This is a genomic window from Paraburkholderia sp. HC6.4b (assembly GCF_014200875.1).
Lineage (GTDB): Bacteria > Pseudomonadota > Gammaproteobacteria > Burkholderiales > Burkholderiaceae > Paraburkholderia > Paraburkholderia tuberum.
Genome location: NZ_JACHDC010000026.1, coordinates 18988 through 35479 on the forward strand (window position 1 = coordinate 18988; position 16492 = coordinate 35479).

Here is a 16492-nt window from a genome sequence, read left to right on the forward strand (position 1 = left end):
AGCGGAGCGGTCGCGATTTGTTCCGGCTTGCCCGCAACGGTGACGTGTTCAGCTGGGCAAGTACTCCTCGCTCCAGCTTTCGCCGACTGCCCCTCGCGCAATCAACGTCGCAATCTGGGTATCGCTGTAGCCCATCTTGCGCAGCACCCCTCGGGTCGAGGCACCAAACTTTTCTGCTGGCGCCAGTGCGCGGATCGGAGCAACGTGAGGGCGAATCGCAAAAGGATCGAGTTGGATGACGCGTCGTCCACTCGGATGCTCGGCATACACACTGAATGAATAGCTGGCGTTATCGATACCCGGACGATTGTCTGCAGGGCGGCTGTAGCGTTGGCGCAAGTTGTCGATATTGTCCGGAATGGCTGCCGCCACATTGGCCGCTTGCAGCCGCGTCTGCCAGGTTTCGGCGGAGGCCGTGGCGAACGCGGAGCTGAGAAACGCTGCGGGATCTGCCGCGTCACGGATGCCCGTCAGCCCCTCTACGGCGTTTAGCTTGTCCAGTTCCTTTTCGCTGGCGTCCACATACAACCAGTCATCCGCGGCGCGAAAGAAGCGTGACAGGTTGCCAAAGCCCTGGGCGCTACGGCCGGAAGGCTCATCGAACGGGGCCCGGCGTGCGTAGTCGTAGCAGAAGGGAATCTGCACCAGGTTGCCGAGCGATGCCAGGGAGGTCCGGGCACGGCTGATCTGGCCGGTTCTGGCTTTGCGATATAACGCGGCGGCAACGCCGAGCGCTGCAGCGAACCCGCAATTCACGTCAATGGTTCCGACGTGAGCGTGTTCCTCTGGCGTTGCCATGCCGCCGCCGAAGCGCAGCATGATGCCGGTGCTGGCCTGGATCAAGTCGTCGTAACCGAGATAATCGGTCCGCGGGCCGCGACGCGGTCCCCCAAAGCAATCCAGTTGGCAGAAGATCACGCCAGGGTTGACGGCCTGGAGACTGGCTTCGTCAAGACCCAAAGGTGCCAGTTGACGATCCGGTGCATTCATCACGATCACATCAACCGAACGAACCAATTGGTTAAACACCTCGCGTCCGTCAGGGTGGTTCAGGTCGACCAGGACGCTTTGCTTGCCGCGGCCCGATGACATGCCAAAGACCACTGTGTTCCAGGGATCATAGTTGGGCGTTACGGGGTCGAGCTTGATAACCTCGGCGCCGAACCGGCCGAGGTAGGAGGTCGAATGCGGACCCGCGATGACATTGGTCAGATCGAGGACACGCACACCGTCAAGCCAGCCGCCAACATGCTGTTCAGATGGGGGCGGCAGTGCCGTGGGCGCGCACTTATCCAGGATGGCCAGGGCTTCTTCGAGACTCACCGTGCGGCGTGAGTCGGGCGAGAGCATCAAGTCGGCACTGTCTTCCAGCCAGGCGATCGCGCCGGGCTGTTTCATATTGCCGTACTGGTGGTCGTCGACATCGACCACCAGACCCGCGGCGTTGGCGTGCTCGTCATGCAACCATTCTTGAGTCGATCGGTGGGGCGCACCGGGAAACCGGCCTTCGCCGAAAATTTTTTCCCACTCGGTCGATGTCTTGGTCAGGAACACCTCCTTCATGCGTGCCGAAATGCGCCGGGCCCAATGGTCAGGCAACGGGTAGACACCGAGCGAGGCGTCCCCCTCCCACTGAGAGATAGGAAGGTAGGGGTCGCTCACTGTCGGCAGCCCGGCAGATAGCATTTCCTCGTACAACCCCATCGCCTGAAGGCAACGCCTGGCGTGCGAGCGGTGTGACGGGCATACCGCGTAGAACTTGCGACCGTCCGCGCACTCGTATGTGCGGTAAAAGGGGTCGAGATATTCTTGCAGTTCTTCGTAGCTGAGGTTCATCGGAAGATTTTCCGACCGCCGCCGCTCAATTTCCTTTTCGCGCAAGGTCTTGTAGCGTTCGGGATAACCGTCGATCTTGATCGAGTTGTAAGACAGTCCCTCCATCACCGCCGCGGCCAGAGGCACCTCGATTTGATCACCCACTCCCGTGCGCTCCCGCGCTTGCAGAGCGAGTGCCACCGCGGAGACAGCCAGCATGGTGCCGTAGGACGAGGCTAGCGGCAGCGGCGAAAAGCTCGGGTTTATCCCCATCAGTACGCGGTTCTGACCCATATCGGTGAATACCCCGGAGGCCGACGCAATGATCGGCTCGAGGGCGCGCCAGTGACGACGCAACTGGTCGTTGCTGGCGAAGCCAGGGATGGACAGCGTAATGAGCTCGGGCCTTTGACGACGCAGCTCGGCGAAGTCCAGACCCAACCGGGTCATGACGCCCGGCCGGAAGTTCTCGATCACGATATCGGCACGCGCGATGAATGCCATGGCCGCCTCGAGCCCCTGCGCGGACTTCAGGTCAAGCTGCAAGCAATACTTGTTGCGGTTCAGTACGGCATTGGCCGGGCTGTCCCAAAGCGGCCCAGCAGGGGGATCGACGTGAATGACGGTGGCGCCGAGATCCGCCAGGATCATCGCCACGGCCGGGCCGGCGATGTACTGGCCAAAGTCGATGACTTTCACGCCGCTAAAAGGCAGTTGATCATGCTTTCCCATGGCTCACCGACTCATCTCCAGGACCTGCAGATCTTCCGAAACGCAGGTCATCATTGTGGTGGGTCGCCGCCAGCACCAATCAACCGCATTTCGAATGCGAGGCGAGGGGCCTTGGCGACGAACTGGGGATCACTGTCGGATACAACGGGGAGCCGGTAAAGCAATAAAAAAACCGAGGATGGGGCTATTTTATTTATGGCTGAGGCCGGCGGAGTGAATGCGCCGGAAAATGACCAGTCGATCACTGGCAGCCCGGCGAAATGGACGTGCGATGTCCACCTGCCTGATCAGTTCCGCGCACGCCCCTCCTGAGCCTTCGCACTCAGCCAGGCCACGAATGCCGCGGCATCAGGGTTGACGATGCTGTGCGGAGAATAGACCAGGTAGAAAGCTTCACTGGTCGTAAGCCGGGATTCGAAAGGCGCTATCAGTTGCCCGGTGTCCAGCATCGACTGGACCAGCGACGAGCGCGCCAAGGCCACCCCTTGACCAAGCTCGGCCATTCTCAAAGCAGAGATCAAGGTATCGAACTGCATTCCCTTCGAAGAGTCGACCTGTCCCGCGCCTGCTTTCTTCAACCAGTATCCCCAGCCCTCCTCGTAGCCCAGGACGTGGAGTAGTTCGTGGTAACGGAGATCCTTCGGCGTAGCCAGTGGCGCCTGTTCGGAGGGCAAGAATGGGGCGCAGACCGGCAGCAACGTATCCCAGGTCAGCCGCTCGGCCTTGAGTCCCGTCCATTCTCCATGTCCATAGCGGATTTCCATATCGGCTTCGACGTCGGTCACGCTCGAATCGCCCCCCCATATGTTGCTGGTGATACGCAGATTGACCTCGGGGTGGCGTTCACGAAAGTCGGGTAAGCGCATTGCCAGCCAATGGGTAAAAAACACCAGGCTGACCCGAACGGTAAGGACTCTGCCGTGACCTTGCCCGAAGATCTCTTCAGTTGCGGCCGCCAGTCGCTCTACGGCCTCGTGGACAACCGGCAAATAGGCTAGCCCGGCCTCAGTGAGCTCGAGTCCTCTTGGCAAGCGCTTAAAGAGGACTGCCCCCAACTGCGACTCGAGTCCCTTCACCTGTTGGCTTACCGCCGCCTGGGTCAGGCTCAACTCGGTCGCCGCATGGGTGAAACTGAGATGCCGGGCAGAGGATTCAAATGCGCGCAACCAGTTAAGCGGAGGTAATCGTTTTCTCATTCTGCAGACCGTTTGACTAAAGCTGTCCGACTTCGTGGATTAGTTGCGTGTTGCGGCAACTCAGGATCCACCAGACCCGCGGACGCGGCGGCGTTCCCAGGCGTCGACGAGTGCGTACGCACTTCAATTGGGCAATCGAACATATGTTAGCGCGGAATTTCAGAACACTCTGAAATGACAAGCCTGGTATGACAAGCCTGGTGGGGCGGTTTCAAGAGCGTTCTCACAGGCACTCGCACGCCCGCGAGCATAAAAAAACCTTGAGCTTGCAACAAGAATCTTTGGCTTTGACGGGCGGCGCGCGCCCCTTAGACTGGCTTCGCAATCATTCGAACCTCAACGGTCACGATGCGAACCACTCCCCCGCAACTCAAGGTCGACGTCTGGCGCGGTAACGACGAAGGCAGCTTTCAGCGCTTCGACGTGCCGCGCATGGAAAGTCAGACAGTGCTCGACGTGGTGATCCACATCCAGCGCCATCTGGACGCGACGCTGTCCTATCGCTTTGCGTGCCGGGTCGGCATGTGCGGTTCATGCGCAATGACCGTCAACGGCCGCGCGCGATGGACCTGCCGCACGCACGTCACCAAAGTCATGAAGCATGCCGGTGACGTGCTCGAAATCGCGCCTCTCAATCACCTGCCTGTCATCAAGGATCTGGCGACGGATATGACCGCCTTCTTCGACAAATGGCGCGACGCGAAGGGCTATTTCAAGGGCGAGCACACGCGTAACGAACCTGCCGCTTGCGTCGATCCCGCCTCCGCCGAACGCAAGGCGGCCGACGCGGGGATTGAATGCATTGGCTGCGGCGTCTGTTATGCGAGCTGCGACGTCGTCGCATGGAACCCCGACTATCTCGGACCCGCCGCGCTCAACCGTGCGTGGACGCTCGTCAACGACGTACGCGACATCCAGCAGCAAACCCGCGTCGCAGCCGTCTCCAACGACGCAGGCTGTCATTCGTGCCATACGCTCGGCTCGTGCACCGAACGGTGTCCCAAGTCGCTGCAGCCGACGGCCAGCATTGCTGGCCTGAAGCGGCTTCGCGGCCATGCGCCGAAAGGAGAACCGCGATGATGAGCGGCTGGCAGTTGCAGCGCCTGTCGGCGATGGTGCTGACCTTATGCGTGGCCGTCCATCTTGTCACCATGATTATCGTCGTGCATGGCGGGCTGAGCGCGGCGAACGTGATCGCGCGTCTGCACGGCAATACGGCGTGGGCGGTGTTCTATTCAGTGTTCGTGCTTGCGTCGTCCGCGCATGTGCCTGTCGGCTTGAGAAGGATCGCCGAGGAGTGGCTCGGCTGGCGCGGGCGCAGCGTCGGGGTGGCGAGCGTGATCGTCGGCATTGCGCTGGCGATTGCCGGTCTGCGCGCGGTCTTCGCGCTGGTAGGAGGGCCGCAATGAGCGACATGGCACGCGCAGCGAAACCAGCAACAGACACGAACCACGCCCGACACCGCACCCCTGGCCGGCGCGCCGACTCGCGCGCGCGCAACCATCCCGCGTGGTGGGCCTTTCTTGTGCACCGTCTGTCCGGACTCGCGCTCGCCTTCTTTCTGCCGCTGCACTTCTGGGCGCTCGGCACCGCTTTGCACGGCGCAGCATCGTTCGAGTCGTTTCTCGCCGTGACGAGGCAACCCGCCTTCGTATTCGCCGAGTGGGGCCTCGTCACGTTGCTGGCCGCGCATCTGTTCGGCGGCGTGCGCATTCTGCTCATCGAATACCGGCCATGGAGCGGTTTGCGCAAGAACCTGATCGCGGCGACAGCGGGCGGCGCATTGGTCATCGGGCTGGCGTTTGCGCTGTCGCTCACGTTGTGAACGCACGGTCCCCCGACGGAGATTCCTCAATGGACATGCAGCAGATCGAAGAGGTCGCGAAGCAGTTGTACATACGCGCGCTGAAGCATTTGCCGCCCGACATCAAGGACGGTATCGCGCGCCTCGAACGCGCTGAAACCGACGACACCGCGCGCCGCGTGCTGGGCACAATGCGCACCAATATCGCGATTGCCGAAGATCAGGACAACCTGCTGTGCCAGGACACCGGGCTGCCGATCTACAACGTGACGATCGGCACGGGCCTCGCGCTCGACGGCGTCGCGTTGAAAGCAGCGATCCGGCGCGGCTGCGAACGGGCCACGCGCGAGCATCCATTGCGCTCGTCGGTCGTGCATCCGTTGACGCGGAACAACGAACATTCGTCTTGCGGCGTGCTGATGCCCGCGATCCATATCGACTTCGACTCGACAGCCGACACGCTCGTGATCGAAATGATTCCGAAGGGCAGCGGTTCGGAAAACAACTCGTTTCTGAAAATGGCGATTCCGGCGGAAGGTGTCGACGCGATCAAACGCTTCGTGATCGACTGCGTGGTCGATGCGGGCGGCAAGACGTGTCCGCCGACGATTGTAGGCGTGGGCATCGGCGGCACCTCGGATCTGTGCGTGTGGCTCGCCAAGCGTGCCGCGACGCGCGCGCTCGGTACGCATTGCGACGATCCGGCGGCGGCCGCGCTGGAGGAGGAACTGTCGGCCGCGGTGAACCGCCTGGGCGTCGGCCCGCAGGGGCTCGGCGGCGACGCGACGTCGTTCGCGGTCCACCTCGAACTGGCGGCGACGCATATCACGATGAATCCGGTCGCCGTGAACATGCAGTGTCATTCGGCCCGCCGCGCGCGCGCCACGCTGACGCCGGCGGGCGTCGAGTACGGCTACTGACACGCGGGCTGTCCGCATCGGCACGCACACCGTCAAGGAACGATCGATGACTCATCACACCCTGTCCATGCCTGCTAGCGAAGCGCAGATTCGCGCGTTGCGCACGGGCGACACCGTTACGTTGACAGGCACGCTGTTCGGCATCCGCGACGCCACGCAGATCCACATGTTCGACCGTGGCCGCACGACTCGCTTCGATCTGCGCGGCCATGCGGTGATTCACACCGCGCCGAACGTGCGCAAGGTGCCACGCTCGGACGCACATCCGGCGGGCTACGAGCCTGTCTGCGTCGGCACGACGACGTCCGCACGCATGGAGCGCTTCACCGCGGCGCTGATGGCGCAATACGGCGTGCGCATCGTGATCGGCAAGGGCGGGCTCGGGCAGGCGTCGAGCGATGCGTTCGCAAAATACGGCGGCGTGTATCTCGCGATCGTCGGCGGCACGGCGGCGCTGGAGACGACATGGATCGAACAGATCGAAGACGTCGATCTCGACGACCTGAACCCCGAATCGCTATGGCGCTTCAGGATCGGCGAATTCGGCCCGCTGCTCGTCGCGATGGATAGTCACGGCGGCAGCGTCTACACGAAGGTCCAGCAGAGCACGCGTGAGCGGCGCGAAGCGGTGCTCGCGTCGCTGGGCATCAGAAGCTGAACGAACGCAGCGTCGTTCATCACGGGGAACCGACCATGAAGCACGTGGATACCGACATCCTGATTCTCGGCAGCGGCGGCGCGGGCCTGTTTGCCGCGCTGCATGCGCAGGCCGACGCGCCGCAGTTGCGCATCACGATCGCCGTGAAAGGATTGCTCGGCAAATGCGGCTGTACGCGCATGGTGCAGGGCGGCTATAACGTCGCGCTAGCACAGGGCGATTCGATCGAACGTCACTTCATGGATACGATCGAAGGCGGCAAATGGCTGTCGAACCAGGAACTCGCGTGGACGCTGGTGACACGCGCGGTCGAGCGGATCAACGAACTCGAAAACGAACTGGGCTGCTTCTTCGACCGCAACCCGGACGGCACTCTGAAGCAGAAGGCATTCGCCGGGCAAACCTTCGACCGCACGGTGCACAAGGGCGATCAGACTGGCATCGAGATCATCAACCGGCTTGCCGAACAGGTGTGGGCGCGCGGGATCGAGCGGCTCGAAGAACATCGCGCGGTGGAATTCATCGAGTCCGAAGACGGCAGCGCACTGGCCGGCGTGCTGATGATCGACATTCGCAGCGGCGAATTCGTCTTCGTGCGCGCGAAGGCCGTGCTGCTCGCGACGGGCGGCGGCCCCACGATGTACAAGTACCACACGCCGAGCGCAGACAAGAGTTGCGACGGCATGGCGATGGCGCTGCGTGCCGGCCTCACGTTGCGCGACATGGAGATGGTGCAGTTCCATCCGACGGGCTTGCTGGCGGGCACTCATACGCGCATGACGGGCACCGTGCTCGAAGAAGGGCTGCGCGGCGCGGGCGGCTACCTGCTGACGGGCGACGGCGAGCGCTTTATGCACCGCTACGATCCGCGCGGCGAGCGCGCGACGCGCGACATCGTCTCGCGCAGCATTTTCCGTGAACTGCGCGCGGGCAACACGACGCCGAACGGCGGCGTCTATCTGCGCATGGATCATCTCGGGCCCGACAGCGTGCGCCAGCGTTTCAAGGGCATGGTCGAACGCTGCGCGGATTGCGGCTTCGATCTGGCGGGCGGCCAGGTCGAAGTGGTGCCGACCGCGCACTACATGATGGGCGGCGTGCTGTTCGAGACCGACTGTTCGACGACGCTGCCTGGCCTCTTCGTCGCGGGCGAGGATGCGGGCGGCGTGCACGGCGCGAACCGGCTGGGCGGCAACGGCGTCGCGAATTCGACGGTGTTCGGCGGCATTGCGGGTGAGACGCTCGCGCGCTGGGTGCCGCGCCATGGGCGCCTCGCCACCGCCGATGCCAGTCAGATCGAGCGCGCCATCGAACGTTGCACGCGGCCGCTCGGCCAGCCTGCGGGCGAGCTCGAATCGATACGCGACGACCTGTACGAGTTGATGTGGCGCGACGTCGGCATTCTGCGCGACGAGCAGGGCTTGCTGCGCGCGAGAAGCGCATTGATCGACATCGGCGAACGGCTGGACCGCACGGGTGTCGATGGACGCGATCTGCGCTTCAACCTGTCGTGGCACGACTGGATGAACCTGCACAACCTGACGCTCGTGAGCCGCGCGATCACCGAGTCGGCGTTGCTGCGCGAGAATTCGCGCGGCGCGCATTTCCGCGAAGACTTTCCCGATGCCGGAGATCTGGACACATCCGAGTATGTATGCCTGCGGCTTCAGCAGAACGCCTTCGAAACCAGCCGCCGGCGCGTGCAGTTCACGCGCGTGAAGCCTGGTCAGTCGCTGCTCGACGAATCATTGCCACTGGCGGAAACGTCGGCCGCCGTCGTGAAGTGACGCTTCACGGCGGCCGTGAACGCTTCGCGTCCGTGTTCGCGCCGTTCCAGCAGGCCGACGCGGCGCGGCGCGATCCGCTCGGGCAACTCGGTCACGCGCAGCCCTGATTCGTGATTCCAGTTCGCATTCGCGAGGCGCGGAACTACCGAAACGCCGAAACCGCGCTTCACCATTTCGCAGATCGATTCGAGCGAGTTCAGCTCCATGATGTCGTGCACGGAAGCGTCGAGGCCGCGCAGCGCGTCGTCGATCAGCATGCCTGTCCACGTCTGCCGGTCGAAACGGATGAACGGCTCACGAAGCAGCATGTCGACGTGCGCGCGCGGATTGTCAGCCGACGAGATCAGCACCATCGGCTCGTGATACAGCACCGTCCACTTCAACGCGGCGGGAAAGCCGGTGGGCGACTGCGTGACGATGGCGGCGTCGAGTTCTCCGTTCTCCACGCGTAGCGTGAAGTCACTCGACAGGCCCGTGAAAAGCTTCAGTTCGAGGCGCGGGTAGCGGCGTTTCAGATTCAGCATCGCATCGGCGAACGCGCCCATCAGCGACGACACCAGCGCGCCGACCCGCACGACGCCCGCCAGTTCGTCGCGGCCCGCCGTGGCCAGAATCCGCCGATAGTCGGCGACCAGCGTTTCGGCGAGCGGCACGATCGTGCGTCCCTGTTCGCTCAATGCGACCGAGCGCGCGCTCCGTTCGAACAGCACCATGTCGAGATCGCGTTCCAGTGAACGCATCTGCAGGCTCACGGCGGCCTGCGTGAGACACACTTCGTCGGCGGCTGCGGCGAACGAGCCGTGGCGCGCGACGGACAGAAACGTGACGAAATAGCGAATCGCACTCATGACGCTCACTCCGCTTGACGTTGCCGCATCGGCATTACTTCATCGCGTGAACAAGCGATGAGCCCAGCAGCGCCACGCCCGAAGCGAACAGCAGCGCAAGCAGCACCCGCCGAAACGCGGTGTCCGACAGACGCCGATAAAGCCGTGAGCCGAGCCACGCAAACAGCAGCGACGACGGCAGCATCCAGCCGAAGAGTACTAACGTCTGCTTGCCGATCAGGCCCGTCAGTGCATACGTGACGAGCGTCAGCGATTGCATCGCGATGAAAAAGCTTTGGCAGATCGCGCGCTGCGTATCTTTGTTGTGACCGCGCAGCATGCACCATATGGTCGGTGCCGGACCGACGAGCCCCGCAATGCCGCCCAGAATGCCGCCGACCACACCGACGCCGCCGTCCGCCCAGGCGCCGCCTGCCGTCACCGTCGGCAGATCTTTCGCGGCGAGCATCACGCCGCAATAGACGATCATCAGCAGACCGGCGCCGATCCGAAAGCCGACGGGATCGATGAACGGCAGCAGCATCGCGCCGATCGGCACGCCGACGATGCCTCCTGCGATGAACGGACCGATGATCTTCGGCCGTATCTGCGAGCGCACCGTATGCACGGTTAGCATCTGTCCGACCAGCGAGCCGACCACGAGCATCGGCCCGATCGCTTGCGGCGGCAGCGCCCATGCCCAGAACACCATCGCGACGAGACCGAACGCAAATCCCGCCAGCCCCGACACGAAGCCCGCGACCGCGCTGCCTCCAATCACCAGCAGCGCGATGTCGGCGCTTAGCAACGAGCCTCCCGTGCGTGCACGTCATGCTTCACGACTGCATGCCCCAGCGTTGCACGGTATGGCGTTCGAGTACGCGGAAGATCAGGTTCTCGACGGCGAGGCCAATCAGAATCACCGTGAACAGACCCGCGAACACGTTCGCGATGTCGAGCAGGTTCTTGTTTTCGTAGATGAACCAGCCGAGGCCGCCGGAACCCGAACTCACGCCGAACACGAGTTCCGCCGCGATCAGCGTGCGCCACGCGAAGGCCCAGCCGATCTTCAGGCCGGTCAGAATGCTCGGGAACGCAGCGGGCACCAGAATCGCGGCGACGTAGCGCCCGCCGCGCAAGCCATAGTTGCGCCCGACCATTTTCAGCGTGTTGCTCACCGACAGAAAGCCCGAGTGCGTATTCAACGCGACCGACCATGTCACCGAATGCACGAGCACGAAGATCAGGCTGCCGTTGCCGAGCCCGAACCAGATCAGCGCGAGCGGCAGCAGCGCGATGGCGGGCAGCGGGTTGAGCATCGACGTCATCGTTTCGAGAAAGTCCGTGCCGATGCGCGAGGTGATCGCGGCGGCCGTCAGCAACGCGGCCAGCAGCAGACCGCAGCCGTAGCCGAGCAGCAATACGTGGATCGACGCCCATGCCTTGCCGGGCAGTTCGCCGTTTGCGATGCTCGTGCAGAACGCGTCGACGGTCGCGCTGAAAGTGGGAAACAGCAACGGATTGTTGAGCCAGCGTCCGTAGCCTTCCCAGACCAGCGCGAGCAGCGCGAGGATCAGGAACTTGCGCAGCCAGCTCTGGTTGTACAGGCGCTCGAACAGTGACAGCGGCTTTTCGACGACGCTGAAATGCTGTGCATCGCTGGGTTCGCGAATGATCTCGCCGCGCGGCGCGCGCGTGATCATGTCGTCACGGGGCGGATGGACGGATGCGGAACCGTGTGCGGTAGCGTCAGACATTCTCTGCCTCGTGGATTTCGTCTTCGAACAGCATGTGCTGGATGCGTTTTTCGAGCGTGGCAGCGGATTCGCCTGCCGCCGCCGTATCGAGTTCTGCCTTGACCTGCCCCGGGTGCGGCGACAGCAACAGAATCCGGCTGCCGACCTTGATCGCTTCCGGAATCGAATGCGTGACGAATAGCACGGTGAAGCGCGTTTCCTGCCATAGCGTCAGCAGTTCGTCCTGCATCTTGCGGCGCGTGAGCGCATCGAGTGCGGCGAACGGCTCGTCCATCAGCAGGATGTCCGGTTCCATCGCCATGCCGCGCGCAATCGCCACGCGCTGCTTCATGCCGCCCGATAACGTATGCGGATGGCTGTCCGAGAATTTCGTGAGGTTGACCTTGTCGATGTAATGCATCGCGCGCTGTTCCGCTTCGCGCGCCGACAGCCGGTGCGAAGCGAGCAGCGGAAACATCACGTTCTGCTTGACCGTCTTCCACGGCAGCAACTGGTCGAATTCCTGAAAGACCATCATCCGGTCGGGGCCCGGCTTCGTCACCGTCTTGCCCTTCAGCGTGATCGAACCTTCCGTCGGCAGCAGATAGCCGCCGACGCTCTTGAGCAACGTCGACTTCCCGCAACCCGATGGCCCAAGCAAAACGAAACGGTCGCCTTCGAATACCTGAAAGTCGACGCGATACGTTGCCATCACGAGATGCCGCGGCGTCTTGTATTGCAGCGTTACGCCGGCGACATCCAGTAACGGCATGCCGCTCGGCGAGGATGTGGCGCGGGTGGCTCCAGCACGCGTGCGATGCATGATCAACTCCCTTGAAGCGATTGGGCGGTCGGAAAGAACATGTCCTTCCACGAGGCGGGTTTGGTCTTGATCAGGCCCGTGCGTGCCATGAAATCCGCGTATTTGAGCGTGTTTTCGGGCGTGGTCGTGAAGGCGACATCGGGCGACGAAATCATCTTTTCGATGTCGGCGACATTGCTCTTGTCCTTGCTGATGCGCAGGTAGGCGAGTGCGGCCGCGTGCTTGTCCCTGGTGATCTGCGCTTCGGCATCGTCGAGCGCGGCCATGAAGGCTTGCACGAGTTTCGGATTCTGTTGATAGAACTTCGTCATGCACCAGACCAGATTGAATGTCGACTTGCCGCCCAGAACGTCATACGAATTCACAACGGTGCGCACGCCAGGGTGGGCCAATTCCTGTTCCTGAAACGGCGGCGAGCCGAAATGCGCGGTCACTTCGCTATTGCCCGACAGCAGCGCCTGCTGCGCATCGGGATGAGCCAGCGAGACAGTGTATTTATCGAGCTGCCCCTGGTTGCCGGCGCCGAAGGCCTTTTCCGCGGCCATTTGCAACGTGATTGCCTGGATCGACACCTTCGCTGCGGGCAGCGCGATCTTGTCCTTGCCGGTGAAGTCTTTCAACGTTTTCACCGTCGGATTGTTGGTGTTCAACAGCAGCGGCATCGAATTGATCGCCGACAGCGCCTTGACCTCGACGGGCGTGCCGCGCGTACGCGCCCACAGCAGCACGAGCGGCGCGACGCCGCCTGACGCGATCTGCAACGAATCGGACAGCAGCGCGTCGTTCATCACGTTGCCGCCCGCGAATTCGACCCATGACACTTTCAGATTCGGCACGCCCAGTTGCGCGGCGTGCTTTTCGACCAGCTTCTGATCCTGCATCAGCATCAGCGGCAAATAGCTGACGCCGTATTGGCGCGCGATCCGGATCTCCGACAGTTCGGCGCGGGCGGGCGCACTGGTGAGAGCTGCGCCGAGAGCGAGCAGCGTTGAGAGAAATACGGCAACTTTACGAAGGCTCATCGCTGGACACTCCTTGCGACAGGAACGGCACGGCCAATCTGTTGAAATGCGACACCGGATAAACCGGATGGGTGGGGGCTGCGTGTGCCTATTCGGTCTCGCGTGGCTGCGGCCGGCGCAACGCATGCGTCACGCGGCAAGGCGCGACATGAAGGACATGAGCGGGATGACGATGAGGCGGGGTACGCATCGTGAGTGTCTCCTTGTTGCCGGCCTGCTCGCGACAAAACGGTTTGCGCGACGCGGCCGGAATCAGGTTCACAGATGGTGTGTTGTGGGCAACCGGATCGCGCGTGAAATGCCTTGCTTCGGTGACTGTGGCATTCAGCGAATTCAGCTCCGTGTGATTTAACTCATCTGTATGAGTAGCGAGTGTAGGTGATCGTGCTGTTGATTGCAAATGCGGGAAAACGTGACATGTGCGGCGCGCGGCCGGCGGCTTTTGGCGCTGCGCACCGCGCTTGGCTTCTGGCCTTGTCAGAGCGGCTCTTCGTGCGATGCCGAAGCACCGACGTATTCGTAGCGTGCGGTGTTCGCATGCGAGATCCGCACTTCGACGGGCGCCTGATGATACGAATACGCGACGCGCCGCACTTCAAGAAGCGGCGTGCCGTGCGGCACTTCCAGCAGTTTGCTTTCGAGTTCATTGGCTACCGCGACGCGCACGCGTTCCTCGGTGCCGAGCACGTTGATGTTGAACGCATCCTGATAGAAGTTGTACAGCGTGCTCGGCCGGCTGCGCAGCGCGGCTTCCGTCAGGCCCGCAAAACGCGCCTCGGGTACGGTGATGTTGTCGATCATCACCGTTTCGCCATGCAGCGCCAGACGGTTGATGAACGTGAACACGCGCGCGCCCGTTTCGATTTTCAGCAGCGTCGCGATATCGCGCGTAGCCTTGGCCTTCCTGAACTGCACGAGCGTTACGGTCGGGTAGGTCTTGTCGCCGTCCTGGCGGACGATGCGGAAGAAGCGGAAGAAATGACGATCACGCTGGTGTTGCGCGACGAAAGTACCGAGCCCCTGATGCCGCACCAGAATGTTGTCGGCCACCAGTTCGTCGATTGCCTTGCGCAGCGTGCCGATCGATACGCCGAAGCGTTCGGCCAGCCGCTTTTCCGAAGGAATCGTTTCGCCGCCCTTCCATTCGTGCGCGGCCAGCGCGGCCAGCATCGCATTCTTCACTTCCTTGTAGCGCGTGCCGCCGATTGCCGGCGTGGTGGCCGCACTGTTCGGTAGATTGATACCCGTCGTCAACGTATTCATCGATCTCATCCTGTCGTTGCATCTTCATTGCTGCTGTCTTTCAATTGATTCTACTTCATACGGTTCATCAAACACATATAGATGATATGGTTGACACATGCAAATGTGCCGCCTAAGATGGGTTCACGCAGGCGAACCAAACCGTACCAACAGACTGGAGACAACTGATGAGCCACACCGCAGCAGGTGCACCGCAACAATCCGGTGAAGGATCTTCCGCCAGCCCTTCGTCAGACCGCAAAACGATTCATATCGTGCTGCACGAAGCGAAAGACACCGTCGGTGTGGCGGTTGTCGAAGGCATCAAGGCGGGGACCCAGTTGAACGCGTGGATCATGGACGACGACGAGCTCGTGACGATCTCGGCGAAACAGAACATTCCGATCGGTCACAAGGTGGCGCTAAAAGACATGGCGGTCGGCGACACGGTGTTCAAGTACGGCGTGGACATCGGCAAGGTCGTTGCGCCGATCCGCGCGGGTGAACATGCGCATGTTCACAACATCAAGACGAAGCGCTGGTAGCCGGCGCGAGGATCGACCAGCTCGCGCATCGACATTGCGAGCGAGCTTCCCCACTCAACAGAGCCAGATCGAAGAGAGCCACCATGAGCGTGATTGACCAGAACACCACTTTCCGCGGGTTTCGCCGTTCCAATGGACGCGTCGGCGTGCGTAACCATGTGATCATCCTGCCCGTCGACGATTTGTCGAACGCCGCCGCGCTGGCCGTCGAAACGGCCATCAAAGGCACGATGGCGCTACCGCATCCATACGGCCGCCTGCAGTTCGGCGCCGACCTCGATCTGCATTTCCGCACGCTGATCGGCGCCGGCTGCAACCCGAATGTCGCGGCGGTCGTCGTGATCGGGATCGAGGAAGGCTGGACCAAACGCGTCGTAGACGGCATTGCGAAGTCAGGCAAGCCGGTGATGGGCTTCGGCATCGAACTGCATGGCGATCACGATACGATCATGCGTGCCTCGAAAACCGCGAAAGAGATGGTGCAGTACGCCACGTCTCTCGATCGCGAAGAATGCCCGATTTCGGACCTGTGGGTATCCACGAAGTGCGGCGAATCCGATACCACGTCCGGCTGCGGCGCGAACCCGACTGTCGGCAATGCGTTCGACAAGCTCTACGGGTTGGGCACGACGCTCGTCTTCGGCGAGACGTCCGAACTCACGGGCGGCGAGCAGATCGTTGCGGCGCGTTGCGCGAACGACCAGGTGCGCGAGCGCTTCCAGTTCATGTTCGACCGCTATCAGGACATGATCAACCGCTGGAAGACCGACGATCTGTCGGAGTCGCAACCGACCAAAGGCAACATCGCGGGCGGCCTGACGACCATCGAAGAAAAAGCGCTGGGCAATATCCAGAAGATCGGCAAGAAGTGCAGAGTCGACGGCGTGCTCGACAAGGCCGAGGAACCGACGGGGCCGGGCTTGTGGTTCATGGATTCGTCGTCAGCCGCGGCCGAGATGGTTACGCTGTGCGCCGCGTCGGGCTTTGCCGTGCATTTCTTCCCGACCGGGCAGGGCAACGTGATCGGCAATCCGATCGTGCCTGTCATCAAGATTTGCGCGAACCCGCGTACGGTGCGCACGATGAGCGAGCATATCGACGTGGATGTGTCGGGACTATTGCAGCGCGAACAGAATCTCGATCAGGCTGGCGACAAACTGCTGGAATCGATGCTGCGCACCGCGAACGGGCGCTTTACGTCGGCGGAAGCGCTCGGCCACCGCGAGTTCGTGTTGACGCGCCTGTTCGAAAGCGCGTAATTTCTCCGGGCCCGTCCTCGCGACGGGCCGCGCTGCATAGCGCATGAATCCTGATCGCGCAGGCGGCTGCGATGACAGTTAGCTTCGCGTCAGCTTCGGATCCCCCGTATTCAATGGAGTTTTCGC

General features: G+C 62.3%; 16 protein-coding genes. 8 read left to right on the forward strand and 8 right to left on the reverse strand.

The features are described from left to right. Positions 1–48: 48 nt before the first annotated feature. Together HDG34_RS32640 and gcvA are read right to left on the reverse strand one after the other, a co-directional pair. Positions 49–2547, reverse strand: coding sequence for a CoA transferase (locus tag HDG34_RS32640; RefSeq protein WP_184066430.1), 2499 nt, complete (start codon positions 2545–2547; stop codon positions 49–51). 287 nt (positions 2548–2834) lie between these two features. Beyond that, positions 2835–3743 (reverse strand): transcriptional regulator GcvA, encoded by a 909-nt coding sequence (gcvA, locus tag HDG34_RS32645; RefSeq protein ID WP_184066433.1) that lies wholly within the window; start codon positions 3741–3743, stop codon positions 2835–2837. A 348-nt stretch (positions 3744–4091) separates the two neighbouring features. Between gcvA and HDG34_RS32650 the strand changes: the two genes are divergently transcribed. From HDG34_RS32650 to HDG34_RS32675, 6 genes are read left to right on the forward strand one after another with little or no spacing between them, the layout of a single operon-like run. Beyond that, a complete protein-coding gene (locus tag HDG34_RS32650) occupies positions 4092–4823 on the forward strand; it encodes a succinate dehydrogenase/fumarate reductase iron-sulfur subunit (RefSeq protein ID WP_090805017.1) in 732 nt (243 codons plus the stop codon). After that, positions 4820–5152, forward strand: a complete 333-nt coding sequence (locus HDG34_RS32655; RefSeq protein WP_018422881.1) for a hypothetical protein — start codon at positions 4820–4822, stop codon at positions 5150–5152. The genes HDG34_RS32650 and HDG34_RS32655 overlap by 4 nt, the downstream gene beginning before the upstream one ends. Beyond that, entirely contained in the window at positions 5149–5568 is a 420-nt protein-coding gene (gene sdhC, locus HDG34_RS32660) for a succinate dehydrogenase, cytochrome b556 subunit (RefSeq protein ID WP_184043516.1), read from the forward strand. The genes HDG34_RS32655 and sdhC overlap by 4 nt, the downstream gene beginning before the upstream one ends. 29 nt (positions 5569–5597) lie before the next feature. Further along, complete coding sequence (locus tag HDG34_RS32665) at positions 5598–6467, forward strand: fumarate hydratase (RefSeq protein WP_184040191.1); 870 nt, start codon at positions 5598–5600, stop codon at positions 6465–6467. A 46-nt stretch (positions 6468–6513) separates the two neighbouring features. Then, positions 6514–7125 (forward strand): FumA C-terminus/TtdB family hydratase beta subunit, encoded by a 612-nt coding sequence (locus HDG34_RS32670; RefSeq protein WP_184043520.1) that lies wholly within the window; start codon positions 6514–6516, stop codon positions 7123–7125. A 35-nt stretch (positions 7126–7160) separates the two neighbouring features. Further along, positions 7161–8912, forward strand: a complete 1752-nt coding sequence (locus tag HDG34_RS32675; RefSeq protein ID WP_184066436.1) for an L-aspartate oxidase — start codon at positions 7161–7163, stop codon at positions 8910–8912. Here HDG34_RS32675 and HDG34_RS32680 read toward each other — a convergent pair. From HDG34_RS32680 to HDG34_RS32705, 6 genes are all read right to left on the reverse strand, one after another. Then, positions 8852–9760: a LysR substrate-binding domain-containing protein gene (locus HDG34_RS32680; RefSeq protein WP_184066438.1), complete on the reverse strand. Its 909-nt coding sequence runs from the start codon at positions 9758–9760 to the stop codon at positions 8852–8854. The two genes, HDG34_RS32675 and HDG34_RS32680, sit on opposite strands and share 61 nt — an antisense overlap. Positions 9761–9794: 34 nt before the next feature. Beyond that, positions 9795–10547 (reverse strand): sulfite exporter TauE/SafE family protein, encoded by a 753-nt coding sequence (locus HDG34_RS32685; RefSeq protein ID WP_184066441.1) that lies wholly within the window; start codon positions 10545–10547, stop codon positions 9795–9797. Between the two features lie 28 nt (positions 10548–10575). Continuing rightward, positions 10576–11496 (reverse strand): ABC transporter permease, encoded by a 921-nt coding sequence (locus tag HDG34_RS32690; protein WP_018422888.1) that lies wholly within the window; start codon positions 11494–11496, stop codon positions 10576–10578. Next, positions 11489–12298, reverse strand: coding sequence for an ABC transporter ATP-binding protein (locus HDG34_RS32695; RefSeq protein ID WP_244144794.1), 810 nt, complete (start codon positions 12296–12298; stop codon positions 11489–11491). Before HDG34_RS32695 ends, HDG34_RS32690 begins: the two co-directional genes overlap by 8 nt. Before the next feature lie 2 nt (positions 12299–12300). Then, the gene (locus HDG34_RS32700; RefSeq protein ID WP_184066444.1) at positions 12301–13320 is read right to left on the reverse strand and encodes an ABC transporter substrate-binding protein; all 1020 of its coding nucleotides are present in this window, start codon (positions 13318–13320) and stop codon (positions 12301–12303) included. Positions 13321–13797: 477 nt separating this feature from the next. After that, positions 13798–14583 (reverse strand): GntR family transcriptional regulator, encoded by a 786-nt coding sequence (locus HDG34_RS32705; protein ID WP_184066447.1) that lies wholly within the window; start codon positions 14581–14583, stop codon positions 13798–13800. Positions 14584–14837: 254 nt separating this feature from the next. Between HDG34_RS32705 and HDG34_RS32710 the strand changes: the two genes are divergently transcribed. Both HDG34_RS32710 and HDG34_RS32715 read left to right on the forward strand, forming a co-directional pair. Further along, positions 14838–15107 carry a UxaA family hydrolase gene (locus HDG34_RS32710; protein ID WP_018422892.1) on the forward strand — a complete coding sequence of 90 codons (270 nt, stop codon included), beginning with the start codon at positions 14838–14840 and terminating at the stop codon, positions 15105–15107. A gap of 83 nt (positions 15108–15190) precedes the next feature. Then, on the forward strand, positions 15191–16366 hold the full coding sequence (locus HDG34_RS32715; protein WP_018422893.1) for a UxaA family hydrolase: 1176 nt from the start codon (positions 15191–15193) through the stop codon (positions 16364–16366). The last annotated feature ends 126 nt before the right edge of the window (positions 16367–16492 follow it).